This window comes from Paenibacillus sp. FSL R10-2199 (assembly GCF_038000235.1).
Classification (GTDB): domain Bacteria; phylum Bacillota; class Bacilli; order Paenibacillales; family Paenibacillaceae; genus Paenibacillus_AQ; species Paenibacillus_AQ phytohabitans.
Genome location: NZ_JBBOBO010000001.1, coordinates 2,264,665 through 2,289,882 on the forward strand (window position 1 = coordinate 2,264,665; position 25,218 = coordinate 2,289,882).

17 protein-coding genes are annotated in these 25,218 nt (G+C 52.5%); 11 read left to right on the top strand and 6 right to left on the bottom strand.

All coding sequences use genetic code 11. The features are described from left to right. Positions 1–45: 45 nt before the first annotated feature. Together NYE33_RS10045 and NYE33_RS10050 are read right to left on the bottom strand one after the other, a co-directional pair. On the bottom strand, positions 46–978 hold the full coding sequence (locus NYE33_RS10045) for an IS3 family transposase (RefSeq protein ID WP_341064582.1): 933 nt from the start codon (positions 976–978) through the stop codon (positions 46–48). Between the two features lie 5 nt (positions 979–983). Next, positions 984–1,298 (bottom strand): helix-turn-helix domain-containing protein, encoded by a 315-nt coding sequence (locus tag NYE33_RS10050; RefSeq protein WP_052421685.1) that lies wholly within the window; start codon positions 1,296–1,298, stop codon positions 984–986. 519 nt (positions 1,299–1,817) lie between these two features. Between NYE33_RS10050 and NYE33_RS10055 the strand changes: the two genes are divergently transcribed. From NYE33_RS10055 to NYE33_RS10070, 4 genes are all read left to right on the top strand, one after another. Then, the gene (locus tag NYE33_RS10055; protein WP_341065626.1) at positions 1,818–6,389 is read left to right on the top strand and encodes a galactose-binding domain-containing protein; all 4,572 of its coding nucleotides are present in this window, start codon (positions 1,818–1,820) and stop codon (positions 6,387–6,389) included. Positions 6,390–6,544: 155 nt separating this feature from the next. After that, positions 6,545–8,350 carry an extracellular solute-binding protein gene (locus NYE33_RS10060; RefSeq protein WP_341065629.1) on the top strand — a complete coding sequence of 602 codons (1,806 nt, stop codon included), beginning with the start codon at positions 6,545–6,547 and terminating at the stop codon, positions 8,348–8,350. Between the two features lie 63 nt (positions 8,351–8,413). Next, the gene (locus tag NYE33_RS10065) at positions 8,414–9,970 is read left to right on the top strand and encodes a helix-turn-helix domain-containing protein (RefSeq protein WP_341065631.1); all 1,557 of its coding nucleotides are present in this window, start codon (positions 8,414–8,416) and stop codon (positions 9,968–9,970) included. A 36-nt stretch (positions 9,971–10,006) separates the two neighbouring features. Beyond that, the gene (locus NYE33_RS10070) at positions 10,007–11,737 is read left to right on the top strand and encodes a sensor histidine kinase (RefSeq protein ID WP_341065634.1); all 1,731 of its coding nucleotides are present in this window, start codon (positions 10,007–10,009) and stop codon (positions 11,735–11,737) included. 931 nt (positions 11,738–12,668) lie between these two features. On the opposite strand, the gene NYE33_RS10075 is transcribed toward NYE33_RS10070, so the two are convergent. Beyond that, positions 12,669–14,375: a CPBP family intramembrane glutamic endopeptidase gene (locus NYE33_RS10075; RefSeq protein ID WP_340942548.1), complete on the bottom strand. Its 1,707-nt coding sequence runs from the start codon at positions 14,373–14,375 to the stop codon at positions 12,669–12,671. 257 nt (positions 14,376–14,632) lie between these two features. Here NYE33_RS10075 and NYE33_RS10080 point away from each other — a divergent pair, with 257 nt between their 5' ends. Both NYE33_RS10080 and NYE33_RS10085 read left to right on the top strand, forming a co-directional pair. Then, positions 14,633–16,003 carry a TrkH family potassium uptake protein gene (locus NYE33_RS10080; protein ID WP_341065635.1) on the top strand — a complete coding sequence of 457 codons (1,371 nt, stop codon included), beginning with the start codon at positions 14,633–14,635 and terminating at the stop codon, positions 16,001–16,003. Positions 16,004–16,017: 14 nt separating this feature from the next. Next, the gene (locus NYE33_RS10085; protein ID WP_039306954.1) at positions 16,018–16,686 is read left to right on the top strand and encodes a potassium channel family protein; all 669 of its coding nucleotides are present in this window, start codon (positions 16,018–16,020) and stop codon (positions 16,684–16,686) included. Between the two features lie 94 nt (positions 16,687–16,780). On the opposite strand, the gene NYE33_RS10090 is transcribed toward NYE33_RS10085, so the two are convergent. The 3 genes from NYE33_RS10090 to NYE33_RS10100 are packed head-to-tail and all read right to left on the bottom strand — an operon-like array spanning position 16,781 to position 18,779. After that, complete coding sequence (locus tag NYE33_RS10090) at positions 16,781–17,473, bottom strand: hypothetical protein (protein ID WP_042139792.1); 693 nt, start codon at positions 17,471–17,473, stop codon at positions 16,781–16,783. After that, positions 17,470–18,411 (bottom strand): ATP-binding cassette domain-containing protein, encoded by a 942-nt coding sequence (locus tag NYE33_RS10095; RefSeq protein ID WP_083705698.1) that lies wholly within the window; start codon positions 18,409–18,411, stop codon positions 17,470–17,472. Before NYE33_RS10095 ends, NYE33_RS10090 begins: the two co-directional genes overlap by 4 nt. Continuing rightward, complete coding sequence (locus NYE33_RS10100; protein ID WP_144026186.1) at positions 18,408–18,779, bottom strand: GntR family transcriptional regulator; 372 nt, start codon at positions 18,777–18,779, stop codon at positions 18,408–18,410. Before NYE33_RS10100 ends, NYE33_RS10095 begins: the two co-directional genes overlap by 4 nt. Before the next feature lie 342 nt (positions 18,780–19,121). Between NYE33_RS10100 and NYE33_RS10105 the strand changes: the two genes are divergently transcribed. The 5 genes from NYE33_RS10105 to NYE33_RS10125 all read left to right on the top strand — a co-directional run bounded on the left by NYE33_RS10105 (position 19,122) and on the right by NYE33_RS10125 (position 25,218). Next, positions 19,122–21,389, top strand: coding sequence for an AraC family transcriptional regulator (locus NYE33_RS10105; protein ID WP_076247503.1), 2,268 nt, complete (start codon positions 19,122–19,124; stop codon positions 21,387–21,389). Between the two features lie 24 nt (positions 21,390–21,413). Then, the gene (locus NYE33_RS10110; RefSeq protein WP_341065638.1) at positions 21,414–21,569 is read left to right on the top strand and encodes a hypothetical protein; all 156 of its coding nucleotides are present in this window, start codon (positions 21,414–21,416) and stop codon (positions 21,567–21,569) included. 59 nt (positions 21,570–21,628) lie between these two features. After that, positions 21,629–22,585, top strand: coding sequence for an ABC transporter permease (locus NYE33_RS10115; protein ID WP_039306946.1), 957 nt, complete (start codon positions 21,629–21,631; stop codon positions 22,583–22,585). Positions 22,586–22,599: 14 nt separating this feature from the next. Beyond that, complete coding sequence (locus NYE33_RS10120; protein WP_081970242.1) at positions 22,600–23,499, top strand: carbohydrate ABC transporter permease; 900 nt, start codon at positions 22,600–22,602, stop codon at positions 23,497–23,499. Between the two features lie 63 nt (positions 23,500–23,562). Further along, entirely contained in the window at positions 23,563–25,218 is a 1,656-nt protein-coding gene (locus NYE33_RS10125) for an ABC transporter substrate-binding protein (RefSeq protein ID WP_042139788.1), read from the top strand.

A 25,218-nucleotide genomic window follows, 5' to 3' on the forward strand; every position in this document is an offset into this window, starting at 1 on the left:
CCGGAGTCCTCCGTATAAAATCAGTACTTGTTGTAGATATGCTCTTTATTTCGCTTTTTCTCTCGGCCAGAAGAAGCGGGAGCGGTCTTCTAGGGTCAGCACCCACTCTGCAAAGGTAGCTGGCGGCAGGTTACGAAGGCTCGTATGCATTCTGCGATTGTTGTAAAAGTCCATGTACCGGTCCACCGCTTCATAGGCCTCTTCGAACGTTTCGAATGCCTCTTTGCGGAACAAATCCCGATCGATATTACTGTGGAATGATTCAATAAAAGCATTTAAATCCGGCGTTCGAGGCGGAATACGTTCATGGGTCATTTCCCAGCTTTCACACATGTCGCCAAACAGGTGGCTGATGAACTGTGGGCCGTTGTCGGTGCGGATCACAGGGCGAGCGCTGTCAGGGGCGCAGTGATGCTCCATGGCGCGCGCCAGCGTCTGGCAGGCGTGCTTGGCCTCACACGACGATCCCCGGTGGTAGCCGACGATGACACGGGTAAACACATCGATAATGCTCAGGACAAAGAAATGCCGGTCACGTCCCTCCACATACCCGTATTTAATGTCCATCTGCCAGAGCTGGCTCGCTCCTGTAATGACTCGGTTCTCCGGCAGCTTCCGGGGATGCTTAAAGCGCTTCTGACGCTGGGGCTGCAGGATATCCAGCGCCTGACACAGCCGGTAGCTTTTCTTGTGATTGAGCTTCAACCGGTGCTGGTTCCACAAGCACTTGGCCAGGAGTTTGTACCCGTACACGTGCTCTTCTCCAGCGATTAATTCCAGCAGCCATTCCTGGATCTCCTCGTCACTAATCTTTTCCCCAGACTCGTTAAAGGAGTAGCCTGGCTGGGGTCTTCCACGCCCCCCTTGAACGGCCTTTGGGGACAGTGACCTGCGTTTCTTACGGTCGTAGTACGTGGACTCTGCTAGCCCCATGAGACGCAGTACCAAAGCTGCGGTATTCCCCTGCTTAATGAACATGTCGGCTACCTCGATTTTTTCGGATAAGCAGGGGTTGGCTTTTTTAGCAGTTCACGCAGAATCTCAATCTCTAACTCCTTTTCGCCGAGTATCTTGACGGCCTTCTCGTATTTCTGCTCCACTTCCAGGAGGCGCTTCAGTTCCTCCACCTGCTCCTGGGGATACGGATGATCTTGTTCCCCATGGGCCCCTCGGTAATCTCTCACCCACTGATTCACCGTCGCTGGGGTCACCCCATATTTTCGGGCAACCACCGCTGCCTTAATGCCAGACAACACCTCTTGCGCTGCCTTCTCTCTTGTTCCCGTTAAGTGTCCCATTGTGTTCATCCTCCTCCTGTATTCAGTCTACATTTTTATGGGGGAGGACTCCAACTTCATTAGGGGGCTGTGGAGCAATGTGCTTCCGTGAGGGTAACCGGACCTAATGTATGCGAAAAACCGAATACAATGTGCTTCAGTGAAGGTAACCGGACCAAATGTATGCGAAAAATCGAATACAATGTGTTTCCCCGAAAGAAACGAGGAGCATTGGTGCCCTTAATTTCCCCGGAGGCTGCCCCAGAAGTAGCCTCTATTTTTGTCCGTTAGATGATGAAGTACTGGGCTTTTGCTGCGAAAATAAGTTAATCCTTACTTTCTGCATAAAATCGTTGATTTGTATAATTGCAACCGGTTTCGGTAAAAGGTACGCTTATCTTGAATCTATGAAAGCGCTTATATACGTGGGCTGTAGACTGCTTAAACCAAGGTAAAAGGAGGCTGATGATCACACCGGAAAGATTTTGTTTATGAGCTGGATGGCTGCATTCCAAATAGACATGAGGAGGATTAAGGGTAATGACATATTCGAAAAGGTTAAAACGCAAGAAGGGTATAAACGGCACCGCTTTTTTTCTGAGCATAATCATGCTGCTAAGTGTCGCATTGGTCATTCCGCCCGGCCGGGCGCATGCCGCCGGTTCTTATCTGCTCTCCCAGGACCGCCCTGCTTATGCATCGGGCACAGAGGGCAATAACACCCCGGATCTGGCCGTGGACGGCAATACGGGTTCCCGATGGAGCAGCGCGTGGGGGACCGACCCGAACTGGATTTATGTTGATCTCGGGGCATCTGCCGCAGTAGACCGCGTTGTCCTGCGCTGGGAAGGGGCGTACGCCAAGTCCTACAAAATCCAGGTATCCGCGGACGAATTGAACTGGAGTGATGTCTATTCCACAACTACGGGAGATGGCGGCGTGGATGATCTCACGCTCAGCGGCACCGGCCGTTATGTGCGGGTATTGGCAACCGTGCGGAGCCTGACGCAATACGGCATTTCCCTCTTTGAGTTCGAGGTTTACGGCACGGGTGGGGTTAATCCTCCTCCGGTAGTGCTGGGGCCGAATGTGGCCTTGAACAAGCCGGCGACGGCATCGTCTTATCAGGTGGCTGACTATCTCCCTGCTGGCTCCACATTGCCGGCACTGGCAGTGGACGGCAACGGGGCTACACGCTGGTCCTCCAACGCTACCGATAATGAATGGCTTAGCGTAGACCTTGGTAGTGTACGGACACTTGGCCGGGTCATCCTCAATTGGGAGGCTGCCGCCGGCCGGACCTATGATATCCAGGTTTCAAATAACGGCAGTTCATGGACTACAATCTACCGGGAGCTTCACGGTGACGGAGGCACACTTAATCTTCCAATCTATGCCACCGGCCGGTATCTGCGGATGAACGGTATCAGCAGAGCGACCTCCTTCGGTTACTCGATCTTTGAATTTCAGGCGTATGATTATGTGACAGGTGATGCCAAGCCGGTCTATAACATTCCCGCACTGCCGGCGCTGACAACAGTGGCCGTAGGTCAAGGCAGCTATGCTGCGAATGACCTCTCGGTTCCCCAGCCCAAATATCCGCTGTACAAATCGGATGCACTGACTGCGCCGCTGCCTTCCAATGACTGGTGGCAGTCGATCATGATCAATCAGCTCGGCAACGGCATCATTACCCTTCCGCTCAAATCGAAATATACCAAGCAGGGACTAAGCGTTCTGAACCCGGGCGCAGGCTACTTAAGTGCCGACGGCAAGGCGCAGGAAGCCGCAGGCAGCCCGGATCTGTTCCTGATGGCCAGCAACATTAATACTTCAGGGATGTCGAACCGGATAACCGCTTACGGCGACTGGTCAGCAACTGCCGTGTTAAGCGATGGTACTGCTGAGAAGATGAAGACGACCTTCGTCAAAGGCTCGCCTTATCTCTATTCACAATTCAGCGATCCGGCCAGTCCTGAAGTCTACCTGCCGGCAACGGCCCGCTTCTTCGATGACAGCAATAATACGATTCTGGCGGCTGACGGCGCCACGGTTACTGCAGACCATATCGGTATTGCGGTCACGAATTCCAATGGCGCGCCAACGCCCGTAATGGTGACCAGAAACTATGGGCTGTATGCACCGGCCGGCACAACCTTCAAGAAAGTCGGCGCCAAGCTCAAAATCCAGCTGGGCGGTGGCCAGAACTACCTGAGCTTGTCGGCTCTTCCGGCACCCGCAAATCTGAATTACTTCTACCAGCACGGATATGCATTCGTGACGGATACAAAGGTGGCTTATACCTTCAACGAGACCACATCGGATGTCACGACCACCTTCAATGCGACTACAGAACTCAAGCGTTCGGGCTTTCCGAATACAACGCTGATGGCGCAGCTTCCCCACCAGTGGAAGGTTACTACTACGCCGCTGACTGCGGTCTCCTTCCCGTCGATCCGCGGAACGATGAAGGTTACGGAGGGCAATTCCTTTGCCACTGCCGATAAATTCTACGGCATTGTGCCGCAGTTCACCGAGCCGGGCGATTCCGGCTACTCCCGCCAGGATCTGCTCAATTATCTGGCGCTGCTGGATACGGACACCGCCACCAATCTGATGCAGGCCGATGCGTACTGGCAGGGCAAGAAGCTGCATCCGCTGGCAATGGGTGTGCTGATCGCCGATCAAATAGGCAGCGAGAGCTACAAGAATCTGTTCCTTTCCCGGATGAAGACGGTGCTGACAGACTGGTACACGTACACTTCGGGAGAAGCTAACTACTATTTCGACTACAACTCCGACTGGGGAACCCTGATCTATAAGAACAGTGAGTTCGGCGCGAACTCCGGCATCACGGACCATCACTTTACGTATGGCTATTATGTATTTGCCTCCGCCGTGCTGGCCACCTATGATACCGACTTCAGGAATAAATACAGCGGTATGGTGGATGAGCTGATCCGCGATTACGCCAATCCTTCGAAGACGGATCCGAAGTATCCTTACTTCCGCAACTTCGACCCGTATGAAGGCCATTCATGGGCCGGCGGTTATGCCGACAATGACAGCGGCAATAACCAGGAAGCGGCAGGAGAATCGCTGTTCGGCTGGGTTGGCCAGTATATGTGGAGTACACTGACCGGCAACACAGCGTTCCGGGATGCGTCCATTATGGGCTTCACGACCGAGCTTAGAGCGGTGCAGCAATACTGGTTCAACTACGACCAGGATAACTGGCTGCCGGGCTATACGCATAAATCTGTCGGGCAGATTTACGGAAGCTCGAACTTCTTCGGAACCTTTTTCAACGGCAATCCGGTGTATGTCTATGGGATTCACTGGCTGCCTACGGCAGAATATTTGACCAGCTACGGGTTCGACACAGCTAAGGCTGCCGGATTATACAGCGGCTTCGTAGCCGATAACGGCGGGCCGGAAACGGACTGGTACCATATTGTCTGGCCGATACAGGCGCTGAGCGATCCGCAGGCTGTACTGAATAAATGGAATCCGGCACTGCCGCAGCAGAATGAATTGTTCAATACGTACTGGTTCGTGCATAACATGGCAACTCTTGGATCACGCACCAAAGACATTTGGGCAGCGAACGGGTATAGTGCAACTGTGTATAAGAAAGGATCGGCATATAGTGCACTGGTCTGGAATCCGACGAATGCGGCAATTACCGTTACATTCCGCAACGCGGGAGGAATTACGGGCTCAGCTGTAGTTGAAGCCAAGAAGCTGGTGAAGGTTGACCCGACGAAGGTGAATTCGGGGACGCTGCTCACTCCGCCTGCCCTGACAGCCGATATAACGCAGAATGCAGCCGGCCAGCCGATTGAGCTGACATTCACGGATAATGCGGCCTGGAGAAGCGCGGTCAGTGCGGTGAAGGTGGACGGAACTTCAGCGGCGGCAGCGAATTATACCGTGGCAGCCGGTAAAATCACGCTGAACACCGCGTTGTTCCCTGCGGCGAAGACCTACACGATTACGGTTTCGGCAACGGGCTACAACGATGCTTCAGTGCAGCAAGTGGTCACTGGCGGAATAACCTCTGCGAATTTGGCCCTGAACAAGGCGGTTACTGCCTCGGAGAATCCGAGACAGCCGGCTGCGGGTGCAGTGGACGGAGATCAGGGTACCCGCTGGGAATCGGCCTTCAGTGATCCGCAGTGGATTCAGGTCGACCTCGGTTCGAATCAGACGGTCAGCCGTGTCCTGCTGAACTGGGAGGGAGCATATGCCAAGTCGTATACGATCGAGACTTCAGCAGATGGTACGAACTGGACGCCAGCTTATTCCACCACGACTGGAGACGGGAGCACTGATGATATCAGCTTCACCCCGGTCAGCGCCCGTTATGTGAAGGTTAACGGTACGGAGCGCGGTACGCAGTACGGGTATTCTTTATGGGAACTGGAAGTGTACGGCAGCGGCGGCACCGTGACACCGCTTGCTCCGCCTGCCCTGGCAGCCGATACAACGCAGAATGCAGCCGGCCAGCCGGTTGAGCTGACATTCACAGATAATGCAGCCTGGAGAGGTGCCATCAGTGCGGTGAAGGTGGATGGAACTACAGCGGCGGCAGCGGATTATACCGTGACAGCCGGTAAAATTACGCTGAACACCGTGCTGTTCCCAACTGCGAAGACTTACGCGGTTACGGTAACTGCAGCTGGATACAATGATGCCTCCGTGCAGCAGGTGATTACCGGCGGAACACCGCCGTCAGTGAACCTTGCCCTGAATAAGGCAGTTACCGCTTCGGAGAATCCGAAACAGCCCGCTGCAGGAGCAGTGGACGGAGATCCTGGCACCCGCTGGGAATCGGCCTTCAGTGATCCGCAGTGGATTCAGGTCGACCTCGGTTCGAATCAGACGGTCAGCCGAGTCCTGCTGAACTGGGAGGGAGCGTATGCCAAATCCTATACCATTGAGACTTCGGCAGATGGCACGGACTGGACAACGGCCTATTCGGCGGCAACCGGAGACGGGGAACTGGACGATATCAGCTTCACCCCGGTCAGCGCGCGGTATGTGAAGGTGAACGGTACGGAGAGGGGCACACAGTACGGCTATTCTTTATGGGAAATGTCGGTCTATTAATCAGGGCGGCATTGACGATAGAATAGAGGCATCAACGTAAAGAAATGGTGAGGATTATGCACAGGTCAATGTTATTGCGGTTCTTGCAGGAAAGGCAGAACCGGGCTGCCTGCAATGGGGGGAAGGGAGGGAAATTGCTGCAATTGCTGTTAGTTATGCTGGTTCTGGGTGGTCTTGCTGCCTGCTCAAACGGCGATAAACTAAAACACCTCCAAACGCAGGAGGCCACTGCGGAGGACCGCCCTAACGCACTGAGCTCAAGCCGAACTGTCAATGCCGGTAGCGCCGGTAACGCCAATACCACTGACAGGACTGGGAATGCTGATAGCGCTAATCGCAGCAATTCCGGCAGTTCCGGTGATCCCGGCAATACGTTGCCTGCGGATCATCCGGCCACCGCCCTTTCAGCATTGGCTGCCAAGGTGAAGCCGGTCCGGTTCACCGTCTTTGTGAACTATGACTGGTATACGGCGCCGACCTGGGAGGGCAGGCCGCATAGCCGGTGGATCTCCGATAATCTGAAGGTTACGCTCACTCCGGTACAATCCAGCGGGGCTGCCGTCCAGAAGCTGAACGCGATGATTGTCTCGGATCAGCTCCCCGATGTGCTGGTCATGGACCGGGGCAAGGATGTGGAACGGCTGCAAAAAGCAGGCAAGCTGGTGGCACTCGATCCTTATCTGGCGGAATATCCTGAATTTGTTCAGACCATAGGCGAGGACACATTGAACATGCTGCGCAGTGAAGACGGCAAGCTGTACCAGATTCCGAACTGGTATATTAACGGCAGCAACGGCAGCGGTAACGCCGGTTTCCTGGTTGAGAAGAAGATCTACCGGGCGCTTGGCTCCCCTAAGCTGGAGACATGGGATGATCTGGAGGCTTATCTGAAGCGGGTGCAGCAAAAGTATCCTGAACTCGTCCCGATTGACTTCGGGGAGACCCGGGACGAAGCGGATATACAGATGATCGGCATGCTGTACAGCGGTGCGGCGGATAACCGGACACCAAGCTTCATCTCTCCCGGTTCAGGACAAATCTTCGGTGTGCCCGCCGGCTCCCGATTGACTTCTGTGTACCGGGATCCGGCATTTCTGGAGACGCTGCTGCTGGCTAACCGGTTGGTCCGCCAAGGGCTGACGTCTCCGGATCTATTAACCGAAACCCGGGATCAGGTGCTGGAGAAGCTCAAAACCGGCCGGATCGCTGTATTCGGCGCGTATGACGCCATCGTGGAAGGGATCGGCCGCGAGGCGGATAATCAGCTCTCGGCCAAAGATCCGCAAGACGGATACGATATCATCTGGCCGGTGCACCGGGCAGGTGTGGACCCGGATAAGGTATACCCTTCCGGATACAATACGCTGGGCTGGAATGTCAATGTGATTACAACCGGGGCCAGAGATCCGGAGGCCATTTTCTCCTATATGAACTGGGCGACGAGCCCGGAGGGACAGCGTATTATTTTCTTCGGGCCGCAGGGAATGTTTTATGATAAAGTGGAGGATGGAATTCCAATTCCAAATGATTCCTATATTGGCCGTAATTTGAAGCAGTATGATGCTCTGAAGATCGGGGAATTCAACTGGTATGGTAATACCTCATATATTGATTCAGCCAAAGCCAGACGCGAGAAGCTGCTGCCTGCGGAAGCCCGGGACTGGACAACACTCGGGCAAGCGAATGTAACGTTCAGGACGGCGATGAACATTACCGAATTCTCCAATCTCGATCCGGCGCCTGCCTCCGAAGAGGGAATTATTCTGCAAAGACTGAAAGACCAGTATGCGCAGGTAATCCCCCGGATGATTTTTGCGGCAAGCGGGGAAGAGGTCAGGCAGCTGATGGAGGAAGCAGACAGGGAAGCAGCGGGTTTGGGATATGACAGGCTGCTCGCCTGGAAAACCGGAGTATGGCGGAACAATCTTAAGAAGATCAAGGCCTATTCCCCGCAATTCTAAACGTTTGGAAAGAAGAGGGATACGATACGTACCTCTTTTCCGCATGAAGGAGTGCTGATTGCGATGTACAGAGCCGTCCTGGTGGACGATGAAAATTATGACTTGGAGGGTCTGCGCTGCCTGATTCCCTGGAGTGAGCTTGCCATTGAAGTGGTCTGCAGCGAGAGCAATCCGCTTGCCGCTCTTCAATATATCGAGAATCATGAGATTGATCTGCTGATCACGGACATCAGGATGCCCGTGGTTTCCGGCATGGAGCTGTCCCGCCTGGCGCTGGAGCTGAATCCGGGGCTGAAGATCGTGTTCATCAGCGGATACCAGGAATTTCACTATGCGAAGCAGGCGCTTGATTTGAAGGCGCATGCCTATATTCTGAAACCGGTTGATGATGAGGAGCTCATCGGCGTGCTGCGCACCGCTACGGCTGAACTGAATCTTGAGCGGAGCAAAGGTCCGGAAGACGGCGGCGTAATCGCGTCCTTTGATTTCATCAAAAATGATGTGCTGCAGCACCTGCTGGAGGGCAGTATTGACGGTGTGACACTGGGGGCCTTCCTGGCCCGGTATCCGCTGGATCTGGCCTTCTCCAGCGCCTCCGCGGTGCTGATTGAGGCAGATGATGTCCTCCGGCGGGTACAGGAGCATCCGGAGGAGGTCTATGCCGGTCTGGACAGGCTGTTCCAATACATTGGGACAGAGATCGAATCCGCCGGTGCCGGGAAATGGTGCCGGCTGAACCGTTCACAGCTTGGTTTCGTGTATACCGGGCAGCGCCTGGAGCTGGAGGAGTGGCTTCAGCAGCTGGTGCTGAAGGTTCGCGGGCACACTGCTTACACTATTACTGTGAGTTATGGTGCTGAGGTGTTTGCTCTGGAAGCGCTGAGCTCATCTTTTTCCCAGGCCAAGGCATATATGAACGGCAAAATGTTCCTCGGCAAGAACAGAGTGATTCCCCCCGTAATGAACAAGCCGGGAATGACCCAGGATATTAAAGAGCTGAGCGTTGTGCTGGAGGGAATGTTCGGGGCTATGGCAGGCTACAGGCTGGCTGATATTTGCGACTGCATCGATGAGCTGTTCGAGATGGCGGCCCTGTTCGAGCATCCGGTGAAGGTCTACCATTTCTCCATTCATATCGTCACCCGGCTCGAAGCCTATCTGGGGACGCTGAACGAAACCTATGAGAGTCTGCAGCAAATGGACGCCATTCATCATCTGGAGACGGTGGATGATATTAAGCGCTGGCTGCGGTATACGCTGTTCCAGATTTCCGAGATCCTGTTCATGAAGAAGCAGCATAAGAACCGCCGGCTGATGGAGCAAATTGAGGTCTATATTCAGGAGCGGCTGACGGAGAATCTTACCTTACGGCTGGTGGCCAGCCATTTCGCCTATTCACCGAACCATCTCGGGGTCCTGTTCAAGGAGCACACAGGCGAGAGCTTCAATGAGTACCTTGTGCGGATCCGGATGGAGAAGGCGATTCTTCTGCTTGATCAGCATCAATACAAAATCTACGAAGTGGCTGATAAGGTGGGCTACAAGAATATCGCTTATTTCAGCAGGCAATTTCGTGAATATTTCAATATTACCGCAGCCGATTACAGAAAGCAGAGCTGATCCGGCATGCAGAGGAAGCGTACGAAACCCCTATACATGCCTTTGGGCTACAAGCTGCTTATTTCCTATCTGCTGCTGGTGCTGACACCGGTTATCGGCATCGGAAGCTACGCCTATGTCTCCTCCGTGCGTTCCACTGAGGAGCACACCAGAAGCAATCTGGAGGTGGCTGTCAGGCAAATTGCCAGCAACGTCGATTACCGGCTGAAGGATGTGGTCCGCAGCACCGACGAGCTGTATACGGATCAGACCCTCTCGCGTTATTTGACAGGTTATCATTCCGGCTGGGAGAAATATAGCATCATGTCGCAGTATATTCTTCCGAGGCTGGAGAATGCTGCGAATCTGCCGGACCCGGAGGTTAAGCTGTCCGTGTATGTCAGCAACCCTAATGTCGGAGAATTCTATTACAACGAGAGTGCAGCGGGCGATGTCCGTAAGTATTCCCTATTTCACATGGACCGTATTGAGAATGAAGACTGGTATAGAGGGCTGAAGCTGCATTACGGCTCCTATGAATGGCGGCAGGTGGGCAACGACAGGACGGACGCGAGCATCTCCTACCTGCGTCCCTTGATCAATTACGATACACTGCAGCTGAACGGCCTGATCAAGATGACGGCGAATATGAAGTATATCTTCTCTGATGCCGGCTCGGGACAGCTGGGCGAGAACAGTATTCTGTTCATCGTGGATAATGACAACCGCCTGCTCTTCATAAGCTCCCGCAACAAGGTTAAACCGGATTTGCTGCCCTTAGCTGCTTCAGACTATATTCAGCAGCCGGATTCCTATATGCAAATTAAACAGCCGGTTACGAATATGCCCGCCAGCGTAGTAGCCTGGATTCCGTATTCTTCACTGCAGAAGAATTCACAGCAGGTCCGTAATGTGACCATCGGCATCTGTCTGATCACTCTGATCCTGCTCTTTCTGATCAGTCTGGTGATGTCCCAGTATTTCGCACGGAGCTTCCAGAAGCTGATCGCTTCCCTGAAGTCTTTTAAGGAAGGGGATTTCCACAAACGGATGCCGGTGCAGGGCAATGATGAGTTTGCGGAAATCGGCAGTGCTTTTAACGACATGGCTTCAACTATACAGCGGTTAATTGACGAGGTCTATGTCGTCAACCTGGAGAAGAAAGAGACCGAGCTGCAGGTGCTGCATTCCCAGATGAATCCGCATTTCCTGTATAATACCTTCTCTTCGATCAGCCGGATGGCCAAGCTGGGGGAGATCGATAAGCTGCATGAGGTCATCCGTTCGCTGGCCAGGTTCTACCGGCTGACGCTGCACCGCGGGGAGATGATCATTCCGGTGGAGCAGGAACTGCAGATTGCCGAGTCTTATCTGGATATTCAGCGGATTAAGAATGTGGACCGTATCCAGGTGGCTTATGATATTGCACCGGAGGTTCTGGAGAGCGAGAGCGTGAAGTTTATTCTGCAGCCGTTTGTGGAGAATGCGCTGGAGCATGCCTGGTACGATGATGAGATTTCGCTGATCATCCGGGCTTACCGGGAAGGAGCGGATATGATCTTCGAGGTGGAGGATAACGGGCTCGGGATGAAGGAAGAGCTGATCGGGCAGATTCTGGAGCCTGCGGGCCAGGGAATCGGCTATGGCATCCGCAATGTGGACCAGCGGATTCAGCTGCAGTACGGCAGGCAGTATGGCGTAGCCATTCACAGCTCGCTTGGTGAAGGGACGCTGATCCGGCTCCGGTTTCCCTGCCGTCCGTATCAATCTGTGCAGGACGAGTCATAGAAACGGTGTGCCTACCGGATTATGAGCAGAAGGGGCTGTCCCGTAAGTAGAATTTCTTCTACTTAAGATACCTATTTCGGGCTCCCAGCGGTTTATCTTTGGGCTTCTGCAGCAATTGTTCTTCGAGCTCCGCGTCGCAAGTTCAAGTTTCTCACCACTGATTTGGATTTGGAGGACTCGCCGAGTTCATCCAACAATGCAGCAATTGATGTATTCAGTTCCAAGTGGGAATTCACTAATAGTTGTATACTGTGCAATTAAAAACTGCGAAAAGGCAGGCTTGCCTCTTATAACTGTAGTCTGTACAACTAAATCTGCCAGAATGGTGAAAATGAAGGTTCACTTGGCCATTTAATTGTACGAAATACAACTAAACGGAGAATCGGTTATAAATCAGACGATTTAGTTGTACGAAGTGCAATTAAGTATACCGCATACCGTAATCGGGTCACTGTAAACGATTGGGCGGGACGAATAATTGCGCTGGGTATTGGCGTAGATGATGGCTATGGTGAGCCTTTCAGGAGGGGGGCTGTCGCGGCCGCCACCGGGAATAGGCAGCGTCATAGAGGTTTCGTTCAGCCGGTTGACGGCTGCATCCACGACACGAGCGAGGGGTCCAAAGGAATGTCTTCTTCCAGATCCCTTGGCAAGCAAAGTGGGTCCATGGACGATTGAATGTACAAAGAAATCGCTCCTTTTGAAATGGTTGGGTGGTACCTCCATTCTACCAAAAAGGCGATTTCTTTTTTGTGTTTGTTGAAAAAAGTGTTTCGTATCCCGCTTAAAACGGTCCGTTCGCGGAGCGTCCACCCAAGTGCCCACGTTGATGCTACTGCAAAATAAAGAGCTGTCCCAAGCAGCCATTTCATGGCTTGTGGGACAGCCCCATTTGGATATGCAGGGCGGATCGATACGGTTCCGTCTATGTCTAGGTCAGAGGCTGGACCGGCTCCGCCTGCTCCGGCCCCCGCGGAGGGTTGAAGCGGTACACGATGTAGCCGACGATGAACGGCAGGATGATCGTGACAATACCGGCGCCGATGTTCACCTTATCCTGCATGAAGATCAGCGTGGCCCCCATCAGGATGCTGTCAAACACCACATGGCTGAACATCACAGCGATGAAGCCGTAGCGCAGGAAAATATAGCTGAACAGCAAACCGATTACGGTTAGCTCAATCGGGCGCGAACTGACCGGATAGATCGGATAGAGGGTATGCCCGAGCGCCCAGATCAGCGTAGTGATCAGTGCAGCGATGAAGGTATTCTTCACGAGCTTCTTGAGCATCCGGATGCCGAACAACCGGTAGACAGCCTCTTCAGAGAGACCGGCAAGCCAGGCGACAATCGGCAGCAGCCAGGCGTATTTCATATTGTAGGGAGACTGGCTGGCATCTGTAGTGGACCAGTTATCCAAGGCGAATGACAGAATAATGAACATGATGGTCTGCACGCCGAGCAGGACGAATGCCCATACATATCCGGCGCGGATACTGTCCAGTACATACTGGCCGTAACCGGGCTCTTTGGCACGGGGCCAGGGGTTAAGCTTCTCTTCTGCGCGCCACAGGCCGTCGCCTCCAACCAGTGAGAAGTAGAGCAGTGAGGACATTAGCAGGCTGTACAGAACATAGATGATGAACATCACTACAGCGGTAATCCGCGCTTCGGCACTGTCACCGCCTGATTCGGGAAGCACATTGTAGCTGCTGACCATCATAATCAGGAAGTGGGCTGAGCTAAGGAAGAGCCCGCGCCTCCAGGACGTGTGACCCCGGCGCAGAATGCTGTAGATCAGCGCAAGAATACCCAGAAGCAGTGTAGGCAGGCCATAGCCGAACAAGGTGAGCTTCTTGGCAAGAGCGGTCTGGTCTTCAACATAGCTATCATGCCAGGCCGGGGCAGTGAATCCGGCGCGGAAATAGGAGACCTGCTCACCGGAGAAGTTAAAGTTATAATGCAGCAGCGCTTCTCCGACCTTAACCGAGCTCTCCGTGTAGACAAGCCCGTACTCATCGCTGCCCGTCTCGATCTGGAGCTTCGCCGGATTTGCACCCCATAGCTGCAGCCACGGGCGGGCCAGCTTTTCTTTTTGCTCAAGGGTAAGACCCGCTTCACTGCTTGCAGTTATTGCAGTACCGGCAGGGCTCGTTACAACCTTGGCCGGTCTTTCCCCGTAATCGAGTCCTGCGGCACCGGCATCGGCTCCGCGGGCAAAGGCAACTACTTCACCGGTATACATATTGATATCCACGGAGAGCAGGGCATCCGCTTCACCGGAAGGATAAAGTGCGGCATGGTAGACATCGAACGGGTACCGCTGGTCCAGCTTGTTCTTGGTGTAATCCTCAAGCAGCTTCTCCCTGGACATATAGCCGTAGAAAGAGGAGTCTGTCTTATAGAGGATAGTCCATTCATCCTTCACTCCTGCTTCGTGGCCGAGCTGCTGTGCTGCGAATGCGGCGGCTTTGTCCTGCACTTCGCTTTTGCTGATAATTGCTGTGTCCTCACCGGAGCCCTGGAAGAGCTGGGGGGCGACCTGGAACATGACAAACACAATAAGTCCGAGAATTCCAGCAAGGATAAGTTTGGTGGTAAGGGGCCGCTGCTGTAGGGGCTGGCCGACGGGATTCATGAAACGCCTCCTTGAAATGAAATACTCTTGTACATTCCATTATAATATTACTTGCCCGGCAGTTACAAAAAATTGCCGTATTATCCTTTTACGTGGAGAGGTCCAAGCTTATGCTTGTTTATTTGCAGATTGTTCTTTATTTGTACTCCAGCTTATTTTGAAAATGATTCTTTGTGAAGTTAGGCAATAACGTATATAATTTTGTATGTTTATTTGATATTGAACAATTCTTAACTTCCAATAAGGAACCTGAAAGGATGAGGAGTTTGGTTTCACCGTTTCCCAAAATAACGGGCTTCAAATTTCTGAAGCTTGCTCCTCCGCAAATCCTGGTGCTTGGGTTCGCCGCAGTAATTATGATAGGCACTTTACTGCTCATGCTTCCGGTATCAAGTGTAGCCGGGGAGCCGCTTCATTTCATGGATGCGCTGTTTACTGCGACCTCTGCCGCTTGTGTGACCGGACTTGCCGTTGTGGATACCGGAACCCACCTCAGCGGATTCGGACAGGCCGTCATTCTGGTGCTGATCCAGATCGGCGGACTCGGCTTCATGACGATGGCCACGCTGTTTGCGCTTGTGCTTAAACGCAGAATCTCGCTGCGGGACCGGCTGATTCTCCAGGAAGCAATGAATCAGAGCTCGATGGAGGGGATTGTGCGGCTGATCCGCAAAGTGCTGATCTACTCGCTGGTTATTGAGGCGGCAGGAGCCATCCTGCTGTCCGTCCGCTTTGCCTTTGATATGCCGCTTCCGCGTGCCTTATATTATGGCCTGTTTCATGCGGTGTCGATGTTTAACAATGCCGGGTTTGATCTGTTTGGCGGCCATGATAACAGCCTGACAGCATATGTCGGTGATCCTGTGATCAACTTGGTCGTGATGTTCCTGATCATCTCCGGCGGGATCGGCTTCATCGTGATGTCCGATCTGGCCGAGTACCGGCGGAAACGCCGGCTGTCGCTGCATAGTAAGGTAGTGCTGTCGATGACCTTCGGACTTATTCTGACAGGGATGGCAGTGATCTTCATCTTCGAGTTCACCAACGCACGGACGCTGGGACCTATGAACCTCGGGACCAAAATCTGGGCATCCCTGTTCCAGTCCGTTGCACCGCGTACAGCCGGAGCCAATACGCTGGATATTACAGGATTGCGCCAGGCGACACAGTTTTTCATCGTCATTCTGATGTTTATCGGCGCTTCCCCGGGTTCAACCGGCGGCGGCATCAAGACGACAACCTTCACGCTGATGATCGGAGCAGTCATCTCCATGCTGCGCGGCCGGGAGGACATCGTACTCTTCCGTTACCGGCTGGCCCAGGAGCGTGTATTCAAGGCCTTGACCATTACGCTGCTGGCTCTGCTGCTGATCGTTGCGGTATCGATGATGCTGTCGACTACGGAGGGTCTGCCTTTTCTGATGATTCTGTTCGAGACGACCTCGGCCTTCGCCAATGTGGGACTAAGTCTGGGACTGACGCCGGAGCTGACACAGGTCGGCAAAATCCTGATCTGTCTGACGATGTTCGCCGGACGGCTTGGACTTCTGACGCTGGCCTATGCACTGGGTCCGAAACAGGGTAAACCTTTGTATAAGTATCCGGAAGGCAAAATGATAATTGGATAAGGGGAAATAGAGACATGAAAGCACAACAGTTTGTTGTAATCGGCCTGGGCCGCTTCGGTTCAAGTCTGGCGCTAGAGCTGATGTCCATGGGCTATGAGGTGCTTGGGATCGACCATCAGGAGGAGCGGGTGGAGGAAATGACCGGCCGGCTGACCCATGCGGTGATGGCGGATGCTACGGATGAAGGGATTATGCGCTCCCTCGGAGTGCGCAATTTCGACTGCGGGATTGTGGCGATCGGCGATAATATGGAGCGGAGCATACTGGCCGCAATTCTGCTCAAGGAGCTCGGTGTCAAGCAGGTGGTCGGCAAAGCGATCTCGATTCTGCATGGGCGCGCATTGTCGAAGCTGGGCGTGGACCGGGTGATTTTTCCGGAGCGTGATATGGGAATCCGTGTGGCCCACCAGCTGGTGACACCCAACTTACTGGACTATATTGAGATCTCCAAGGATTACAAGGTTGTTGAGCTGACAGTGCCTGCCTGTATGGACGGCAAAAGCCTCTCCGAGCTGAACACGCGCGCCAAATACGGCTGCAGCATCATTGCCCTGAACCGTGAGGACGGCATCATCGTTGCCCCGACGGCGCATGACCATGTGCATCAGGGGGATATTATGGTGGTAATCGGCTCCAATGACAGCATCGGGGAATTCGAGGATGAAGCGGTGAATGCGGATTAGGTGCGGAAGACCAGTCTGCGTATCTCTATAAAAGAATGCAAAAAAACGTCCGGCTGACGTGCAGCCGGACGTTTTTTGCTCTTCAGAAAGACGGCTACATCCGGATGTCAGTCCGGCGGTATATCAGCCACCCGGCCCCGGCGCACAGGGCGATCATCCCCCATACTAGGAGAGTGGTTCCAGGCTCGAGCATTGCGGGGTCTGACGAGAATAATGCGAAGTTCTCCATGTACTCCATGGAAGGGAACATTTGGGAAATGAGGGCGACAGCTCCGAAATACACGATGGCCAGCAGGGTTCCGGTGATTACTTTGAATCTGTAATAACAGGCGCCGATCAGGAAGGTGGCTACCGACACATCGAGCAGGGTCAGCATGAACACGTACGCAGAGAGCAGGATCGGCCGGTCCACATCAACCGGGAGTCCGATCGAAGGAAGAACAGCCCGGCCGATCAGATACACGGCAGTCTCCGCCAGCGCAGCCGTTATGCAGAAGGCCAGCAGGGCCAGCAGCGAGCTGACGTAGAAATTGCGGCGGGTCACACTGAAGCTGCTCATCAGCGGAAAGGTAATAGCCACGGTAACGATCATGCTGACAATCATGAAGATAGACATAATATTCCGGTTAACGCTGAAGATATTGTCCGCCGTTCCCATATCCCAGGCGGGCAGAAACTTCATCAACAGTACCAGGGCGGTGTCTACACAAACGAATATACTCAGCAGAATCAAGGCGCCTCTGCGGTAATCTTTCAGATGAAACTTCATTAGACTCCGGTAGCTCATCGGTTTCCGCCTCCTTGCGAATTCTCTGCATCGCGCAGCGTCAGATATACGAACAGCTTCTGCAGCGGAACCGGAGACAGCTCAACGCCCTGATCCTGGAGCATTCTGCGTTCGGCGGGGCCGGAGAGATCCTCAAGCGCAAGCAGCAGCTTACCCCCCAGGCGTTCACTGTGCAGTACCCGGACATCCCCCAGCAGCTTCTCCAGCACGTTAGCAGGTCCGGAAGCATAGACGGCGTTGGCGGCAAAATCCTCTACAGGACCCTGGAAGGCGACACGACCTCTTTTGATATAAACCATCCGTTCAAACAGGTTCTCCGCTTCTTCGATCAGATGTGTAGTCACTACAAAGGTGCGTGGATTATTGCTGTAATCCTCAAGCAGGGTCCGGTAAAAGATTTCGCGCATCGAGGCATCGAGGCCAATTACCGGCTCATCCAGCAGCGTCAGCGGAGCACGGCTGGCCAGCCCCTTAATGATCCCTGCCATGGATTGGCCGCCGCGCGACAGCTGCTGGTAATTTTTGCTGCCCTTTAGCTGGAATTTGTCCATCAGCTCACCGGCCAGCTGCTCATCCCAATAGGGGTAGAAGATCGAGGCAAACTTGAAGATTTCCTTCAATGAGTAGTTCTCCCAGGAGCGTTCATAGGTCTTGACCAGACAGATCTGACTCAGTGCCGCTACATGCTCATTCACATGATCGCCGCCATACGTGATCAGTCCGCTGTCTGCGAACCTCTGGCCGGCAATGAGGGAGAGCAGGGTGCTTTTGCCGCTGCCGTTGGCTCCGATCAATCCATGAATCATCTCCGGCTCCAGGCTCAGCGAGATATCATGTACGCCCTGGCCTCCGCGGAAAACCTTGCTTACATGGCTTAAATCGAGCCTTGCGCCGGATGGAACTGCCGCTGCTGCATGCTTCTTCCCCGTAACCATCATCGGTTCTCATCCCCCTTACGGATCATTTCAGACAATTGCTCCGTTGTAATGCCCAGCTTCGCGGCCTCACGGATCATTGCCACCACATATTGCTCATAGAACTGCTGCCTGCGCTTATTCGTCAATTCGGAGCGTGCTCCCGCTGCAACAAACATTCCGATCCCCCGCTTTTTATACAAGATTCCCTGCTCTACGAGCAGATTCACGCCTTTGGCCGCCGTTGCCGGATTGATGCTGTAAAAGGCTGCGAACTGGTTCGTGGAAGGCACCTGGGTCTCCTCGGGCACGGTTCCATCGATGATGTCATTCTCAATCAGCTCCGCAATCTGCACGAAAATCGGCCGGTTGTCATCCATCTGGATACCCACCGCTTCACCACCTAACTGGTTAATTACTCATGTAACTAACCTTAAGCGGAAATCAGTCCGGTGTCAAGTACATTCACCTGCAAATGACGGAAATGGGCTTCGTTTTCGAATTTGTTTGAAAAAATTTCCTATACACATATGTAAAATGTAATCTGAAATGTTAAAATAAAAACATTGAAGTGATCCGGACGGAGAGATTTGCCGCGAGGCACAGATTAATTGTCTCAGGGGGTTGGAAAATCCAAATGTAAGCGGTAACATATTAATACAGCCAGCTGAGGTATGGACAGAAGATAATTTCAAGGCAGTTATATATAGAGACATCCTTAGGGGGATAGCAATATGAAAAAAACACCGATGATCCTGCAGCTGGCACTGATTCTATTCTGCATCATGGCGATTCCCACAGCGATTCTGACTTGGTACAGCGGGTCACAGATTATACAGAACTCAGAAGTAGCCATTGGAGAATCCACGCTTGCCGGGCTGAATGCCAACCGCAAGTTAAATGAGAATGCGCTTGCCAATCTGGCCCAGGACACGTCGCGTCTGGCGGCGACGAATATTTTTGACCGTATCCGAAGCCTTGAGACGTACGATGAAATTAACGCAAATTACAACAACGTGAGCCTGGCACTCTCTGTGACGAAAGAGCTGCTGAACTTGAACCGCCGGGTAGACGGTGTGTACTCTTCGTACTTTTATTTGAATGATTCGGATTATGTGTTCTCTACTGACAGTAGCATCACGACGCTGGAACGGTACGAGTCCATCGATTGGATTACAGAAGCGCTTGAAGGACGCAGAGGCATCAGCGGGGTGTGGGTTCCCCGTAAGCTGGAGTCGGGTGAAAATGTGGTGTCGTATGTTTATCCCCTCAACCGCCTGTCCTCCACCACCCGCGGGATTATCGTAGTCAACCTGAAAGAGAGCCAGATCGGCAAATATCTGCATGCTACAGAGATCGGAGACAGCAACTACCTGCTGCTGGACTCAGACGGTAAGGTCATTTCCTACAATGATCATTCACTGCTGCTCTCTGACGGTCAGAAGCTGCCTTACCTTCAGGAAATACTGAACCAGGAATCCAGTGAAGGCTATACATTCCACGAGCTGGAAGGCAAGCGGATGATATACGCATGGAGCCGTTCGGCAGTGTCCGGGTGGTGGAATGTGAGCTGGAGCTCCATGGATGAGCTGATGATCAAATCACGGGATATGCAGGGGAATATCATTCTGCTTACCGGAGCTATCATATTGCTCGGGACGCTGCTTGCCATCTTTCTTGCGACCTGGCTGTCCAGGCCCCTCCGGCAGCTGGTGCGGACGATCCGCTCGAAGAGCGACCTGGGTGTGGTCAATAAGAATGAGCTGGCCTTCCTGGATATGGCGTTCAAACGCATGCAGGAGGAAGAGGAAAGCCTGTTCCAGCTGCTGCAGGAGCGTGAACAGGATACCCGGAGTCTTGCAGTTCACCGTCTTTTGCGCGGTGAGATTCCGCCCCGGATCACGGAGGCTTTTCCGGAAGTAGGCTACAGAGTTGTTGTCGTGTCTATTGACCAGTACCGGCGGTATGTGGGCAATACCAATGTGGAGACGCGCAGCTATCACCGGTATCTGCTCAATGCGAAGTATGAGAGCTTCTTCCCGGAGGGGGTACTCGCCCGCAGTGTCTATCATAACGATGGCTGTATAGTGATTGTGCTGAACTTTGCTCCGGATGAGTCCGGGGAGAAGGAGGGGCTGATCCGTCAGGCGCTGGAGCAGATCCGGGATCAATCACTTGAATTGCTGGAGCATTCAGTCACAATCGGTGTAAGTGAATTGGCTGATGCACCCGAGAGGGTTGCCCTGCGGCTGTTTGAAGCGATGGAAGTCATCAAACGCCGGATGATTAACGGGGCGGGAAGCATTATGTACTGGCACGATGAAGAGGAGGGCAGCCGTAAATACCTCGATTCCGAGAGCAGTGAGCGGAGGATTCTCAACTTCCTGGATGCCGGTGAACTGGCCGGGATATTCAAAGAGCTTCAGAGCATCCGCAGCCAGATCGCTTCGGAAGAGAATATTTCCTACGATAATATTATGTTTATCTACTATCAGCTGATGGGGGCAACGATCAAGCACCTCCGTGAGAATCATATCAGCACGGGCCGGATGGTTATGGGCAGAGGGAATGTGTACTCCATTCTTGCTGCAATGGATACACTGGATGAGCTGGAGGAATATCTGCATGGTTTCTTCACTGAAATCGTACAGAGCCTGGACCGCAGCACGAGTGAAACCAATCATGCGGAACGAATCATTCATTATTTGAAGAAAAATTTCCGTGAAGAGATTGTGTTCGAGGATATGGCCAAGGAAATCGGCATCAGCTATTCTTATATGCGCAAGATCGTCTATGAGCAAACCGGCAATAGCATGATTGATTTTGTGAATCAGCTGCGGATCGAGAAGGCCAAAGAGCTGCTGCTGGATACGGAATGCTCTATCAAGCAAATCGCAGCAGAGGTTGGCTATTATAATGTTCAGAGCTTCAACCGCTTTTTCCGCAAATACGAAGGCATGCCGCCAAGCAGCTTTAAATCGGCCAAGAGTAAGAGCTCCTAAGAGCCTTCTCCTGGCCGGATTTTTTTGTCTACATTTGAAAGCGCTTTATTATTTTTGGGAATGCCTATCACATTTGATCATAATTGTGCTGCAAAGGCCTTTAGAACGGCACTTCAATCAAATTTGATGGTGATCATCAATACTCATGATTTTCAAGATCAGGCAAAGGGGCTAGCATAGAAATCGAGCCGGAGGACATTGGCCGGCAAGAAGAACATTGAAGGCAGGAGGTGAAAATTTTGAAAGTTGCAAGCGCTTCACAAACTAATAACAGTCCTTTATTAAGAAAGAAACAGGGATTCGGATATTATTTGCAGCGTGACTGGCAGCTCTACCTGCTCGTTATGCTTCCGCTGGCATTTGTAATCGTATTCAAATATTTGCCGATGACCGGACTTGTAATTGCCTTTAAGGATTACAAAATTGCACGGGGCTTCTGGGGCAGTGACTGGGTCGGAATGGAAGTCTTCCAGGAGCTGTTCGCCAAGGCTGATTTCATTAAGGCCGTCCGGAATACGCTGCTGCTCAACGTGCTTGACCTCTGCTTCAGCTTCACAATGCCGATTGTGCTGGCGCTGCTGCTGAATGAGGTCAAAAGCATACGCTTCAAGCGCATTAATCAGACGATACTGTACTTGCCTCACTTCCTGTCCTGGGTCATTATCGGGGCTATCGCTTATCAGCTTCTTAGTGAAGGCGGCGGTGTTGTTAACAATCTGATTGAACTCATGGGCGGTACCCGTATTCCGTTCCTGCAGGAAGACAATAACTGGCTGATCAGCTATCTGGCCATCGGTGTGTGGCAGAGTATGGGCTGGGGCACCATTATCTACCTGGCGGCGATGAGCGGGATTAATCCGGAGATGTATGAAGCGGCTACGGTCGATGGAGCAGGACGCTGGAGAAAGGTGTGGAATATCACGCTGCCTTCCATCCGTGCGACTATTGTGACCTTGCTGATCATGGCTCTGGGGAAAGTGATGGACGGCTCCTTCGAGCGTATTTACGCTCTGCAGAATAAGGCCACCACAGAGTTCACCACGACCATTCCGGTGCTGGTGTACCGCTGGGGGATCGAGAGCGGCAACTTCAGCCGGGCGACAGCCATCGGATTATTCCAGTCCGTCATCGGTATTATTCTGGTCATCTCAGCGGACCGTGTAGCCAAGAAACTTGGCGAGGATGGAATATTGTAGAAAGGAGAGGAACCATGAAAGCAACAGCCGGGGGCTCTGCCGCACCCCATAAAGCACGTATAGATATCTGGGAATTTCTGATCCGCTTCGCAATCGTCTTAGTCTCGCTAATATGCCTGCTGCCGTTTATTCATGTCGTATCGAAATCCCTGAGCTCTGACTCCTTCGTCATTGCCAATAAGGTCTTTTTGTGGCCGCAGGGCTTCACCATCGAAGCGTACAAAAAAATCTTCGCGGATGCCAGTATCCTCCGTTCATTGTATATCACGGTTATCGTGACTGTACTATTCACGATTCTGGGAATGATTCTGACCATCTGTGCCGCTTACCCGCTGTCGAGAGCCCAGTTCAAGGGCCGCCGGGTTATCACCTTCATCTTCCTGTTCACGATGTACTTCAGTGGAGGCATCATTCCGGACTATATGAATATTAACAATCTGGGACTGATGGATACGATCTGGTCACTGGTTCTGCCCTTGTCGTTCAGTGCCTTCAATCTGCTGATTATGAAGACTTCGCTAACGCACGGTATACCGGTAAGTCTGGAAGAATCGGCGCGGATCGACGGTGCCGGGCATTTCCGGATCCTGTTCAGCATTGTCCTGCCGCTGTCCAAGCCGATTATGGCGACACTTGCCCTCTTCTACGCAGTCGGCCGCTGGAATGCTTACCAGGATGCCCTGTTCTATATTAAGCATGAGATATCCCTGCGGCCGCTGCAGCTCAAGCTCTATTATCTGGTTATCCAGGCGAGTGAAAGCTTCCAGCTGGAAGCCACCCAGGTACAGCTCAGTAATCCGGAGGTCCTTAAGGCATCCGTTGTAGTATTTGCTACTCTGCCTATTCTCTGTGTGTATCCGTTCGTCCAGAAATACTTCGTTCAAGGTGTTATGCTCGGGGCGGTCAAGGAGTAGTCCAGCGCTCTAGTATATAGTAATTCTATTTGAATCCGAAAATTACAAATGGGGGAATTGTCGATGAACAAAAAAGGTTTTGTTTCATTATTGATGGCGTCTGTGATGACGGCCGGTATGCTGGCCGGATGCTCCGGGGGAAATAACAACGCTAAGAATGGCAACACCGAGCCTACCACAGCCCCGGCAGAATCAGCCGCAGCTACGAACCAGACTGAAGGAAGTTTCCCTGATTACTCCAAGGGCTTCGAGAAGAAGGTCTCGCTGGATATTCCGGTCTACGAACGGGCGTATGAGGGCTGGAATGTGTCCGATAACTATTATACCCGCTGGGTACAAGCGGAATTTGGCGACAAGTACAATATCGAAGTCAATTATGTACCGATTACCCGCGCCAAAGAGGTAACAGATTACGAGCAGCTGCTGGCATCGCATAAAGCCCCTGATATCATCTTCCATTACGACATGCCGCAAGCGCTTACTTATTATGGTGAGGATGTTATGCAGCCGCTGGATTATGCTGAAATCGAAAATTACGCACCAACCTATTGGAAAAACATGGGCTCCACTATTGAGCAGTATGGTACAGTGGATGATCAGAAAACCTTCTTCTTCGCTGCCCGCCCTGAAGCCGACAACTTCGTCAACATTATCCGCAAGGACTGGGTTGAAAAGGTTGGCATGAAGGTTGAAGATTTGACTTCCCTGGAGAAATACAACGAGATGCTGGCGAAATGGAAAGAGGCCGGACTCGGTGTGACCGGCGGCAACCTGCTGCAGAACTTCTATAACTTTAACTATGCCTTCCGTGAATGGCCGGTTGACGCGAAATACCGTGCGCTGTATTCCGATCTTAGCGTAGCTGACCTTACCACGGCTGATACAGAGGCTTACTTACGAAACCTGAACTATCAGTATAATAACGGTCTGCTTGATAAGGAATTCTATCTGCGTAACGACGAGCCTAAGGTCAAAGCTGAATTTGTTTCCGGCAAAACAGGGAACTTCGCCTTCTACCTGGCAAACAATACGGATGTCTTTGCTGCTACCCTGCAGAACAACCCGGATGCTGAATTTGCTGTAGTGCCTCCTTATGCAGGTGTTCCGGAAGGCAATAAGCCTCAAGGACGCGCCTACTGGCCGTTCGGCTTCATCATGGGGATTAACTATGAATCTACACCTGAGGAACGTGCTGCAGTCTGGATGTATCTGGAATGGCTCAGCCAGCCGGAGAACCTGTTCAAATTCCAGAACGGTATCGAAGGGGAGAACTATACACTTGATGCAGACGGTATTGCGCTGAAGAATCCAGATTACAAAGGCGAAGCTGTTCTGGCACAGAACAATAACAAAGATTACTGGGGCCTTGTAACTGAAATTGCACAGTATCCGGATGCAGCCAAAACCCGCACGGCTAATCTACGCAACTGGGCACCGGCCGGCTATGAGACGCTTGCTGATGATCTGGTGAAGTATTACGATGAAGTTGCCGAATTCCGTACACCGGATGCCCTGTTCAACGTTGTACTGGAGAAGGTAAACGAATACAAAGCGGACCTGAATACACTGTTCCAGGAACTGTATGTGAAGGTCGTGCTGGCTCCTGAAGCTGAATTCGATGCTACCTATGAAGCAGCCAAGAAGACTTACCTGGATGCAGGCTACCAGGAAGTTCTGGATGAGAAGCAAGCTGCCATTGATGCAGGTAAGTTCCGCTAA